At 38.0% G+C, this 11,657-nt stretch carries 10 protein-coding genes; 7 read left to right on the forward strand and 3 right to left on the reverse strand.

From position 1 onward, the window contains the following. Positions 1 to 267 precede the first annotated feature (267 nt). Positions 268 to 702: a hypothetical protein gene (locus tag AO498_RS15475; RefSeq protein ID WP_067550567.1), complete on the forward strand. Its 435-nt coding sequence runs from the start codon at positions 268 to 270 to the stop codon at positions 700 to 702. Between the two features lie 136 nt (positions 703 to 838). Here the strand turns inward: AO498_RS15475 and AO498_RS15480 are convergent, their stop codons facing one another. Together AO498_RS15480 and AO498_RS15485 are read right to left on the reverse strand one after the other, a co-directional pair. Next, the gene (locus AO498_RS15480) at positions 839 to 2,791 is read right to left on the reverse strand and encodes a DsbA family protein (protein ID WP_067549679.1); all 1,953 of its coding nucleotides are present in this window, start codon (positions 2,789 to 2,791) and stop codon (positions 839 to 841) included. Then, positions 2,788 to 3,954, reverse strand: coding sequence for a pyridoxal phosphate-dependent aminotransferase (locus AO498_RS15485; protein WP_067549680.1), 1,167 nt, complete (start codon positions 3,952 to 3,954; stop codon positions 2,788 to 2,790). Before AO498_RS15485 ends, AO498_RS15480 begins: the two co-directional genes overlap by 4 nt. 632 nt (positions 3,955 to 4,586) lie before the next feature. Between AO498_RS15485 and AO498_RS15490 the strand changes: the two genes are divergently transcribed. Beyond that, on the forward strand, positions 4,587 to 5,471 hold the full coding sequence (locus tag AO498_RS15490; protein ID WP_067549682.1) for an MBL fold metallo-hydrolase: 885 nt from the start codon (positions 4,587 to 4,589) through the stop codon (positions 5,469 to 5,471). Positions 5,472 to 5,503: 32 nt separating this feature from the next. Here AO498_RS15490 and AO498_RS15495 read toward each other — a convergent pair whose 3' ends face one another. Continuing rightward, positions 5,504 to 6,412, reverse strand: a complete 909-nt coding sequence (locus AO498_RS15495; protein WP_148660261.1) for a hypothetical protein — start codon at positions 6,410 to 6,412, stop codon at positions 5,504 to 5,506. Positions 6,413 to 7,051: 639 nt separating this feature from the next. Here AO498_RS15495 and AO498_RS15500 point away from each other — a divergent pair. From AO498_RS15500 to AO498_RS15520, 5 genes are all read left to right on the forward strand, one after another. Then, a complete protein-coding gene (locus AO498_RS15500) occupies positions 7,052 to 7,678 on the forward strand; it encodes a hypothetical protein (RefSeq protein ID WP_067549686.1) in 627 nt (208 codons plus the stop codon). A gap of 5 nt (positions 7,679 to 7,683) precedes the next feature. Next, entirely contained in the window at positions 7,684 to 8,697 is a 1,014-nt protein-coding gene (locus AO498_RS15505) for a toxin-antitoxin system YwqK family antitoxin (RefSeq protein WP_082792269.1), read from the forward strand. A 306-nt stretch (positions 8,698 to 9,003) separates the two neighbouring features. Further along, entirely contained in the window at positions 9,004 to 9,759 is a 756-nt protein-coding gene (locus AO498_RS15510) for a methyltransferase family protein (RefSeq protein WP_067549690.1), read from the forward strand. 131 nt (positions 9,760 to 9,890) lie between these two features. Next, positions 9,891 to 10,505 (forward strand): hypothetical protein, encoded by a 615-nt coding sequence (locus AO498_RS15515; protein ID WP_148660262.1) that lies wholly within the window; start codon positions 9,891 to 9,893, stop codon positions 10,503 to 10,505. 45 nt (positions 10,506 to 10,550) lie between these two features. Next, entirely contained in the window at positions 10,551 to 11,387 is an 837-nt protein-coding gene (locus tag AO498_RS15520; RefSeq protein WP_067549694.1) for a hypothetical protein, read from the forward strand. The last annotated feature ends 270 nt before the right edge of the window (positions 11,388 to 11,657 follow it).

Genomic DNA, 11,657 nt, shown 5'->3' on the forward strand with positions numbered 1-11,657 from the left:
GTGTATATCAAAGGGTATGAGCGATATGGAAAATCACCAGCCACAAAGACCCCTGTAGCTGCCTGTCACCTATATTCGAAAGGTAGGATTAGCTGATTTATTGTAGTTACAAATCGATTTTGGTTGTTCTAAAATGCTTGTAAAAAAGCTTTTTTCTTTGGCCAAAAATCCCTAACTATCTGTAAGCGTTTGAGTTTCTTTTTTCTTTTCAGACACAGATTAGTGAATAGTTCGAATTATCCTTTTACGATCAAAACCCAAAAAACTATGGAACACTACAAGCAAGTCGGGGTATGGATAGACCATTCCAAAGCGCATTTGATAGGATTCAAAAGTGGCCAAGCCAGACTTTTGGAAACAGTGGAATCTCCTTATGAGAGTGTCAGGCGGGTTGAAGGGGAAGGAAATGACATGACAAGATTTTCATCCAGTCCGGAGTATTCTTCAAACAACGAGTACAAAAAGCATCAAATTGTCCAAAATGAAATCAATGAATACATGAGGATAATGGAGCAAAAGCTAGTATCCTTTGAGGACATACTGCTATTTGGACCCGGCACCATGAAAGAGCGGATGAAAAACCGGCTACGGGAGAAAAAAGCATTTGAAGGAAAATGGCTTTCAGTGGAGGACTCAGACAAGCTCACTGATAACCAACTCGTGGCCTTTGTCAGAGAGTTTTATAAAAAAGAAGGAGTTTGATCCCTCTTTCCAATAATTGAAAAGCCAAATGAAATGATCTGCCCCCAAAAGTTGGATATTTTTTGGGGGGCACATCAGACGAGTAGCTTTTTTAGTTTTTATACCATTGTTTTTGGTAGGAGATTTTAAATGGAAACTAGGCGTTGAGCTTTTCGAAATTACTTTTCCAAATATTTCCGGCAAAGCTTTCAAATCGGGTAATCAATTCCTTGGAATATAAATCCTCAAGAATTTTTCGTGATTCAACATCTTTTTCCGACCGCATAAAGGCAAACTCTTTTGTCGTAATCGTGGGAAATATCTTGAACAGATATTCGGGGGAATTGTCGTAAGACCGTTTGGTTAGATTTGGCTCCAACTTATGGATGATTTCCTCCAAGTTTTCATATTCCACATATCCCTTGATGGAGGATTGCAACCCCTCCTTGTTGGTAAAAATCAGGGTTGGCAACTCATCTATTTCCAGTGCATCTGAAAGGATAAGGTCTTCCCTAAATAGTAGCTGAGCCTTCCCTTCCAAGTCCCGCATCAACCTTGCCGCGTCCAAGCCCACTTCAAAAGCTGCTTTAAACAAAAACTCCTTCTTAATAATATTCTTCTTTTCAAGGAAAACCATCTCTCTGATTCTCCTCAAAAACATGACTGCCAAATCAGTGTCTTGCAACTGGGCAGCTTTAAAAGCAATAGAGGGAGGATACGAAGACGGCAAAGGGTCTTCAAGCCAAATATTCTGGTTAATTGGCATCTGATAAAACTCACAAACCTTTTCCCAATGCTCCGCCACATCCGCGGGTGACTTAATTCCCCGTCGGTCAAAATTGTCCCAGGAGGGCAATAATCCCCCCATTTTATATTCGATTTTGACAGACTCGTCATATTCTAGCTGGAGTTTTCTCAGCTGTGGTTGAATCGCCCAGCAGGTGGAACAAATGGGGTCTGTGTAATACAAAACATGGATCGTTCGATCGCTTCCAAGCTTTGAGACTAGGTTTTGTTGTTTTTTAATCAGGGGTACAATGAGGTCGTCATCTGTTTTATTCAGAGGATTCAAAAAGTCCTTTTTCAGATTTCGTCCTAGTTCAATCTGTTCCTTTATTTCAGTGGCTCGTAACTCATAAAATTTTGAAAAGGCTTGCTCAAGATCTTTCTCATTAAGCATACAATTGATCAACGTATTCGCATCTACCAAAGCATTGGTAGTGCCCGCACTGGTAAATGGAAGCGACAAATGCGCGGCATCTCCGATTAAAACAACGTTGGATTTATGAAAACTAGGGAGAAGATCAAAATCTCTGGTATTCCAGATATAGGCATTTTGATATGTCTCTTTTTCAATGATTTCCTGAACAATAGGAGGGAATTCACTGAGAAGTTCTTTACAAAATTTCCGGAGAGATCTTGGATTTAAAGCATCAGTTAAATCATTGATCCGAACATCATACTGGGAATACCAAACCAGCTTGTCTTCCGTGGCGGGAATAAACCCAAACGAAAGCCCCTTGGATCGATGTTGAAATTTGGTTAATTGACCACGATACCTGTCACAGATATCCTTATCCTGCAATAATCCCAAAACTTCTTTGACCTCTGTGGGAGTAAAATCTGTTTTCCCAAACAGCTCTTCCCGGACTTTTGAAAGTCCCCCATCCGCACCGATAAACAGATCTCCGTATTCCTTCTCTCCATTTAAAAAGACGGCAGCTATTGCCTTGCCATCCTTGTATTCAAAATGTGAAAAATTCCTATCGTATTTGATCAAATGGTCAGGTGAGAAACTGTCAAGGTATTCAATGATTTCCTTTCGTTTGATGCACTGCCAAGGCTCCATTTTCTGAAATATTACTTCAGAATCATCTGGCCTTCTGAGACTAAATCGGTCAATGATACTTCCGGGAAAGGTATTATTTGTGAATCCTCCATAGGTTAATTCCTTCAAAATCCTCACCCCTTCCGAGTGCATCAAAAATGCATTGCCTCGGTTAGGCGTTGCCAATTCCCGCTCACAGATAATAATCTCAAAATTGCTCCTCCTCAAAAAAATGCCGATAGAAAGTCCCGCAATGCCGCCCCCGATAATTACTACTTTCATTTAATCAACACATTTTGAATTCTTTCCATGGCTTGGGTTAAAATGGACTCTGAGGTAGCAAAGCTGATGCGGATATATCCATTTGCTCCGGCTCCAAACCATTGCGCAAGTCCTGGGACTATTGCAACTTTTGCCTCATGAAGTATCTTTTCATGCATTGCACTACTATCCAAACCTGTTTTTCGGATATCGGCAAATGCCAGGTAACATCCCTCCGGCGATTCACAGGAAATCCCGGGAATTTTATTCAGCTCACTCACAGTCAGATCTCGCATACGCTGTAAATGAATTAAAAAATTATCGAGCCAGTCATCACACTCATTTAATGCCGCTGTAGCAGCCACTTGTCCCAAAATATTGGCGCCATGGATTGTGGATTGATGTCTGGAGTTTTCGAGCAACTTCTCAAAATGTGAGGGATTAGTAGCCATCACTGCCCCAATTCTTAAGCCTGCCAATCCATAGGATTTACTAAAGCCCGTTACAAGCAAGGTTTGACGCTGGATCGATTCATCAAGCGAAGCAATACTTGTGAAAACGGTCGGCTTGAAAATGATATCACTCCAAATTTCGTCCGAAAGGATCAAAAGATTATGCTTAACCGCAATTCGTCCCAGTTCTTCAAGCTCTTCCCGAGTAAATACCTTACCCGTTGGGTTGAGTGGATTGCAAAGGCAAATCATCCGGGTTTTGGGTGAAACCAACTCTTCTAGCTTTCCAAAGTCTACCTTGGGGGTATTAACAGGAATTGGAAAAGTAACGGCCGTCGCCCCAACTGCCTCAATCGAATGTTTAAACAAAAAATCAACGGGGTCGAAAATGATCGCCTCATCCTCTTTTCTGAGAAAGGTTTTGCAAATGAGATAGATCCCATACGCAGCACTATCAACAGGCAAAATGTAAGCTGGATTTAATGAGACATTTTTTCTCCTTTTATAGCTATTCGCCAAGGCTTCTTTCAATGGCGCATAGCCTAAAGGATTCCCATACGAGAAGTAACCTTCCTTGGTAAATTTGAGGATTGCATCTTGAATCGGAGCTGCAACGGGAAAATCCGGATCGGCAGCCGTCAAGGGAATTACCCCCTCTTCCACCGAAGCCCATCTTAAATTGAAAGCTCGTTGCTTTAAAATGGGCAGATCTACTGATTCGTTACTGAACATAGTATATAAGCTCATAGAATCACATTAAAAAGATACCCTTTGATAAATTGTATTCTAGTTTTTATCATGAAAATTATTCAGATAGTGCTATAATGAACATTATTTCTAATTTAGAAAGCAAGAAAAATCTGTCTTCATAAATCTTGAAATGCATTTATCATTAAATGTAAGCCAACGAATAGTTTAGACCAATAGATTCTTTATTCAAAAAAACATATGGACAAATTATGTAAACGACTGAGTTAAAATAAAAAGCTTTTTATAAAACAATCACCAAATACTATTACTCAAAAAATAACTTACCCAAAGCAATTACACATTCCCTAAACTCAAAATATTCTTTATTTTATAATCTATAATTTTTAAAAAATAACTTAATTAATTATAATATTTTAATTTTTAAATATTTCAATTAAAATTATTAATAATTTTATAAAATAAGGAAAACGAAATTCAAGCTTGATTCATAGCGATTCAAATTCAAATGGAGATATCGGAGCGATCCACCTCTAAAGAGTAAAAAAGCTTCTTTTTAAACATTGGCAACTAATTCATTGTGATTTTATCATCCCGTTTTTAAAAGGTAAATTTCAGAATTAGATTGATTGATCAATTTTAATTGAAATTACTCCATGCGACTAGCAATAGTTTTCTTTTTCTTGATTGTCCCATTTATCGGGAATACCCAAACCCTCATCATCCTCGGCACGCTACAGGATGGGGGTTCTCCTCACATGGGATGTGAAAAGGAATGTTGTGCGAATCCCCAGGAAAATGATTTTGTCGCTTCTTTGGGAATCATGGATGATTCTGGCCCCATTTTAATTGACGCCACCCTTGACTTTGTCGCTCAAACCAATTTTCTGAAGGAGATCACTAAATCAGGCGAACTGAAAATTTTCTTGACCCATGCCCATATGGGACACTATGCAGGACTGCTTCATTTGGGGAGGGAAGCCGCCAATGCCAAACAAATTCCAGTTTACGCCATGCCTAAAATGAGTGAATTTCTTTCCCAAAATGGACCATGGAATCAGTTACTTGAGCTGGAAAACATTTCATTAAAAAATCTCCAAAACAATCACCCGATCAATTTTTCCTCAGGCTTAAGTTTAACGCCAATCCAAGTACCTCACCGGGATGAATATTCCGAGACAGTCGGATACTTAATCCAAGGGAAAAATAAAAAGGCTATTTACATTCCGGATATCGATAAATGGAGTAAATGGGAAATAGATATTCGAGAGTTGGTGCGAGATGTCGATTATGCTTTTTTGGATGGGACCTTTTTTGCAGACGGGGAAGTGCCCCGACCGATGGAAGAAGTACCCCATCCATTCATAACGGAGAGCGCTACCTTATTTGAAAGTTTGCCACGAGAGGAACGGGGAAAAATCATTTTTATCCACCTGAATCATAGTAATCCTGTTAGGAAAGAGGAGTTTGCAGGCAGAAAATTATTGGAGCAACAAGGCTTCCGATTTGCAAAATTCGGAGAGAAATTCAGTTTAGACTAAGTCAAATTGCCCGACATGAACTACATCCATTTTCAGGAATTGATCATGTAAAAGAAAAATCGCTTGTCATTCGGATTCCTTTCTCTGACAATCAACTCCTTATTTTTCATCTTTTTGTACTCTTGATTGATTTCATTGATTAATCTAGAACGTTTGATTCGACGGGAATCAAAATTTTGGGTATGATCAATTTTCAAGATTAAGTCCAAAGACTCCGTGGTGAGCTTTTCACCTTCTTTTGTTAATAGTTCAGAAATTACTTCGGAGCTTATATCAACTTCCTCATTCTCAATCGTTCTTGTTAATTTGGATTTTTTACGTTGAAAATTCTTGATCCCCAAACCAGCCAAAACAACAATGAAAAACCCAATTACTCCAAAGACATAGACAATTAGATTTTTATTTGGAGGTGAAGAAGAACTCACCCCATAATTTATTTGACCTACTTTCAACGAAGCTTGGTGAATTTGACCCAAGTCGATTTGCATTTCCTTCCCTTTCGGATCCATATAACTCACCAAATCGCCAAAAATCTCTATGTAAGGAGAGCTAAATACTTCGAAATTTCGGGTATCAGGGTACACAAAAATTTCTCCTGTCTCTTTATCGATGATATTCCATCCTAAATTTTTCAATTCGGTATTCGATGCCAGAAAAACAAAGTGTTCGGTTTCTAAAAAATCAGTAGAGTAATTTTTCCTCAAATAAGCCAGATCAACTCCCTCAATTTCTATGGAAATAGGACTCCATTCCTGAGTCTTCCAATCTAAGAAATAGCCCATTTCCTCAGTATTTCGGACAGAATTCCGAGGATTGTAATGATTTCCAAAAAGCGCTGTGATCCCCTTGGAGTTTTGGAATGCACCCAGAGGAAGGTAATCGTCTGGCTGGTATTCGGTCCTCACCAATTCCCAAGAGCCATACAAACTGTCAAATTTCATGAGGTCGGAATGGTTTTTCCAAAACCCACTCCCCCCCAGTAGAAAAAATCTCCCATCACGTTGAAAAGGTGTCGCTCCGCAGGTATATCCTCTGTTGTTGAACTTATATATTTTGTGGAGTTTATTCTCTTCTAACAAATAAAAGTCAAAGGTACATTGGACGAAAACATAGATAGAACCCTTGGAATCCATTAAAAATGAATACGCTGATGGAGCATCTTTATAAGTACTATCCAACTGAATTAATACCTCTCTTGAAATTTCATTAGTTAAAAAATTGGATTTCGAACTTTTTTTCCAATCCTCATTATGGATGACTGCTCGCTGAAATGTTTGAGAAAACCCAGAAAATGACAGCATAACAGCCAAAACAGACCCTATAATCCTATGTATATATTTTTTATTTATCAGAATATATGACATTATATATATAACTATTTCATGAATAAATATACTCCACCAAACCAAATCACATGATTTTAAAATAGTACTGATGGTTCAGTTTATCCTCAACCCCTATTTCCAATCATCAACAAATATTCAAACATAAAATAAGAAACAAAAATAGGAAACAAAAGGAGAAACATATATTACATGATTCATTTGGGGACATTTTAGCTTGAATTCTTCATTTGCAAGATGTTTAAAATTACCCCCTTCGTATTCATACTGCTGATCGATTTAGCGGGCTGTAGCCTAATGGATGAACAAGCTGTAGTTGACGAGGGAGAAGACATCCACTTTGTCTTTGACGACGGATTAAATGATGATCCGAATTTTCGCTTACCCAAAGACGCCAATGGATTTTATTCCATGACCCTTACTAAAGAAGGGCAAAACATCCAGCGAATCTCAGTACGACTCCTCAATTCCAACAACATTCTGGAAAGTAAATGCTGTGGGAAACGACATACCATCCGATGGTCCAATAATTTGAATTGGTGGCTCCTTTCTGGAGATACGGTAGCTCATATTTCGAAGACCTTCATCAATCCATTAACTGGCGAACTTATCTACACCAACTTACCTCCTTTACTTAACTGGAAAGACGAGCTCGTCCCCACGATTAACGCCTCTTCAATCACCGATGAAACCACCGGAAGAGCAAGTACCGTCATCGCTCCCATCGGAATTATGAAAGGAGACACAATGGTAATCCGAGTCAAATACACCCATTTGATTACGAGTAGCGAACCTAATTCCTCATTTTTTACAACGATCGGCGAAAAAGAACTAACAGACTCAGTAAAAATCATCCTTAAATAAACAGCATGCGAAAAATAATTTCTTTAGGCCTACTAGCTATTACCCTATTCTTTGGTGCTTGTACCACTGTGATCGACGGGGAAAAAGATCAGAAATACATCACCAAAACAAAAGGGATTGTTTATTTCAAAGGAATCCCATTCACTGGAAAACTAATCAATCACCACAAAAATGGACAGTTGAAAGGCTTTGTCTTTTTTGTAGATGGGGAACGAGATGGTGACTATGAGCAATTTTATGAAGACGGTACACTAAAAGAGGAAGGACAATACCGGTCAGGAGAAAAACACGATGAATGGCAAGAATACTATGAATCTGGAAACTTGAAGACCGTAGAAAATTATTCAGACGGAACTCGTACAGGAAGATGGGAAGGGTATTATGACAATGGAAATCTTCAAGGGTACATTTACTTCAAGATGGGTGAAAGAGACGGAAAAGCAGAATCTTTCTATGAAATTGGCCAACTCAGAGATTTGAATAATTATGTAGATGGAAGTAAAGATGGATTATGGGAAGCATATTTCGAGGATGGAAAACTAAAATCCAGAAAAACCTTCAAAATGGGTACTGAAGTCGGTCTTTCAGAAGAATACAATGAAGTCGGATTTCCAGTTTCGAAAATAAACCGAAACGAAGACGGTAAATACCACGGCAAATTTGAAAAATTCCATGAAAACGGGAAGCCTCAAGAAAAAGGAACTTACGAAAATGGAATCCGAGTAGGTCTTTGGGAAGAATATTATTCGAGCGGACAGGTGAAGTCACGATACACCCTAAAAATAAATCCTGAAAACTCGAGAAATAGCTTTTATGATGGACTATATGAGCGATTTTATGAGAATGGCCAATTAGAAGAAAAAGGAAACTACCTCAATGGAAAACGAGATGGAATCCATGAGGAGTACTATGAAAATGGAAACCTGTACAAAAGAATAAATTACAAAGAAGGGAATTATGAAGGAATCTATGAATCTTTTAATTCAGACGGAAGCCTTTCATACCGAACTACCTATTGAATTTAAATAACATCTAAAAGTCACAAAAAACACTAAGCCCAATCTAAATTTTTCGCCTATTAATAAGCCGTTTCTAGCAAGAGACGGCTTATTTTTTGAAGAAGGCTGTATGATTTTTTTTCAACTTAAAATCAAAGTTCAGTTCAAAGCGACCTTTTATTTCATTCATTTCAGTTTTCTTTTTAAAAACAAGGTATTAGATTGGCAATTCAAGCAAACACCCACAGATTCATTTAAATTATTCTAATAATTAGAATAATTATTTGGATTTTAAGATCACCCAAAATACCACCCCATCCCTCCCAAATGGCATTACAAGAAGAATTAGAATCCCAAGGAAATTGGCTTTTCAAGTACCGAAGTTTCTTACCACTAGTCATTTTAATTTTAGCAATCCCAATCTATCTCAGAAGGGATTTGCACCCTGAAGAGTACCTCTTCTATCGCGAGGAATATGCATCCTTCTTAATCTATTTTGGCTTGGCAGTTGGTTTAGCAGGATTGATCATCCGGATTTATACCGTTGGCCATACTCCAAAAAATACCTCTGGTAGAAACACCAAAGAAGGGCAGCTTGCAGACACCCTTAATACAACCGGAATTTATTCTGTAGTCAGGCATCCGTTATACTTGGGCAATTTCCTCATGTGGTTAGGTCCTGCTATTCTTACCGGTCACCTTTGGTTTATTCTATCCTTCATTTTAATGTATTGGGTCTACTATGAGCGGATTATGTTTGCAGAGGAGCAATTCCTCAGAAAAAAATTCGGTGATCAATACTTGGAGTGGTCCCAGCAGGTGCCAGCTTTCATCCCAAAATGGAAGGGGTTTAAAAAATCAAACCTTCATTTTAGCTGGAAAAAAGTCCTTAGAAAGGAAAAAAATGGACTTTTTGCCTTGTTTTTAATTTTCTGCGCCTTCGATATTTGCGGAGTTTTGATTCACAACAAACCAGAAATCAATCTCTTTTTGGCCAGCTTTACTACCTTCACAGGAATTCTTTATTTCGTACTGAAAGTATTAAAAAGAAAGACAACCTTATTAAATGAAGTGGATAGATAAAGCCTATTATTGAATTAAAGATATTATTTAATAATATATAATATAAATATATTTAATTAATAAATTATCAAAAATATACAACCTAAATAATTTATATATCCGTAAGAGGTTGAAAATAATCAATCTCTTAAATGAAAAAAAACATAATCACCCTAGTTAGTTGTTTTTTTATTTCAACGGGAGTTTTGCTTGCACAAGAAACGCCTAAAACACTGTTGAACGGCAGTCTCTCCTCCTCTCAAATTGGGTTTATGATCAGCCCAGGGTTCCAAGCCACTCAACTAGGATCGGATCCTGCTGGATATTTTTTAGTGAAAGGAGGCCTTGTTTTCAATGATAAACTTACACTTGGAGCCTTTTATGGGCAGGTTTTGGATCCACTTGATCAAGCTAGAGGCTTTGCCTCTCGTTTAGATTCTTATCAGGCAGGAGGATTGATCGAATACACCTTGCATGCTTCCAATCTTTTCCACTTTTCATTCCCCATTTCTTTTGGAGTCAATGAAATCGAATTTGAAGATGAGGGAGACAATTGGAACAATGAAGAATCAAAATTTTTATTCATTGAACCAGCCGCTCAAATCGAAGTCAATCTTCATACCCATGCTAGACTATTTGCTGGAGTAGGATATCGAATCATGGGAGGAACTATTCAGCAAGCTCCTGATCTCCCTGTGGTTGAAAATCAGCCCACTTTTACTGCCGGTCTAAAATTTGGCCTTTTTCGAGCCAACTCTTCCAAATAAATCCCCTTTCCAAAAAATTCAAATCACCCTCTAACTAGTAAAAATATGAGAATCCAACATTTCATCTGGACTATTTCCCTGACTCTATTGGCATCTTGCGATCTGGTAAACCAAGATCAAAATCCACAAAATGAGATCCCCTTAAATGAGATTTTCAGCGCTCCTCCGAGTGCTGATAATCCAGGATCTATGAGTTCGGGTTGGAAAGTTGCTTTCTTGGAGGAAGAGGGAATTGACCTGACATCCAACTTTAAAGAAATCGAATTTAGTTTCTCTCAAAACGGGGAATTGAATGCTACCTCAAACCAAGAGTCGGTTAATGGCACTTGGAGATTTGATCGCGATACGCCTAAAAATGAGCTATACCTTATTTTCCCAGCAGGATCTGTTTTAGAGGAACTCACTGAGGACTGGTATATCGTCATGCAGACCGACAACTTGATCCAATTGGAATACCCTGAGGAAGGCTTTACCAATCACTTGGTCTTTACCAAAAACACGACCTCTCCAATTTCAACTTCATCCCCTCAAAATGCTACTGTAGCTGATCAGTTGTTCGAAAAAGTCAATACGAAGAGCTTTTCCATCGAATCATTTTGGGATGCTGAGGATAACATGAGTTCGGCATTTCGAAATTTCGAACTTCAATTTAACAACTTGGGAAGACTCGAATTAAAGCGTCCAAATCAACCATCTATTTCTGGCTTGTGGCAGGTAAACTTTACCCAAACTGAGATCTTCCTAGATATCGAGCTTAAACAAACTGGCCTAATCGGCGAATTGGATGAGGAATGGACCTTGGTTCAAAAATCTGATGGAAGAATTGAATTCAAAGAAGTTGAAGAAAATGAAATCTATCGACTCACTTTGAAAAGAAATTAACCGTCAAAGGAGTCAATCACCCGATTGGGGAAAGTAAGGAATTTACTTTCCCCTTCTTTTTTTGATAAAAACTGAACGCCTAAAACGATCAATACACTTATAATCACTCCTAAAATCCCTTTTTGATAATTCAATAGCGTGATTTTTTTCAACTGTTTCTTAAAAAGGCAACTCTTTGAAAAACAGCTATCAAGCGACATAAACTGTATTCAAAACGCAATTTTATTTTTACAAAATTCATTTTTGAATTTTTTTATTTTGAAAACCTGC

The organism is Algoriphagus sanaruensis (genome assembly GCF_001593605.1).
Lineage (GTDB): Bacteria > Bacteroidota > Bacteroidia > Cytophagales > Cyclobacteriaceae > Algoriphagus > Algoriphagus sanaruensis.

Bases quoted from the DNA above. Each gene is read 5' to 3' on its own strand.
- AO498_RS15475 (WP_067550567.1), top strand. From the start codon at position 268: ATGGAACACTACAAGCAAGTCGGGGTATGGATAGACCATTCCAAAGCG.
- AO498_RS15480 (WP_067549679.1), bottom strand. From the start codon at position 2,791: ATGAAAGTAGTAATTATCGGGGGCGGCATTGCGGGACTTTCTATCGGC.
- AO498_RS15485 (WP_067549680.1), bottom strand. From the start codon at position 3,954: ATGTTCAGTAACGAATCAGTAGATCTGCCCATTTTAAAGCAACGAGCT.
- AO498_RS15490 (WP_067549682.1), top strand. From the start codon at position 4,587: ATGCGACTAGCAATAGTTTTCTTTTTCTTGATTGTCCCATTTATCGGG.
- AO498_RS15495 (WP_148660261.1), bottom strand. From the start codon at position 6,412: ATGAAATTTGACAGTTTGTATGGCTCTTGGGAATTGGTGAGGACCGAA.
- AO498_RS15500 (WP_067549686.1), top strand. From the start codon at position 7,052: ATGTTTAAAATTACCCCCTTCGTATTCATACTGCTGATCGATTTAGCG.
- AO498_RS15505 (WP_082792269.1), top strand. From the start codon at position 7,684: ATGCGAAAAATAATTTCTTTAGGCCTACTAGCTATTACCCTATTCTTT.
- AO498_RS15510 (WP_067549690.1), top strand. From the start codon at position 9,004: ATGGCATTACAAGAAGAATTAGAATCCCAAGGAAATTGGCTTTTCAAG.
- AO498_RS15515 (WP_148660262.1), top strand. From the start codon at position 9,891: ATGAAAAAAAACATAATCACCCTAGTTAGTTGTTTTTTTATTTCAACG.
- AO498_RS15520 (WP_067549694.1), top strand. From the start codon at position 10,551: ATGAGAATCCAACATTTCATCTGGACTATTTCCCTGACTCTATTGGCA.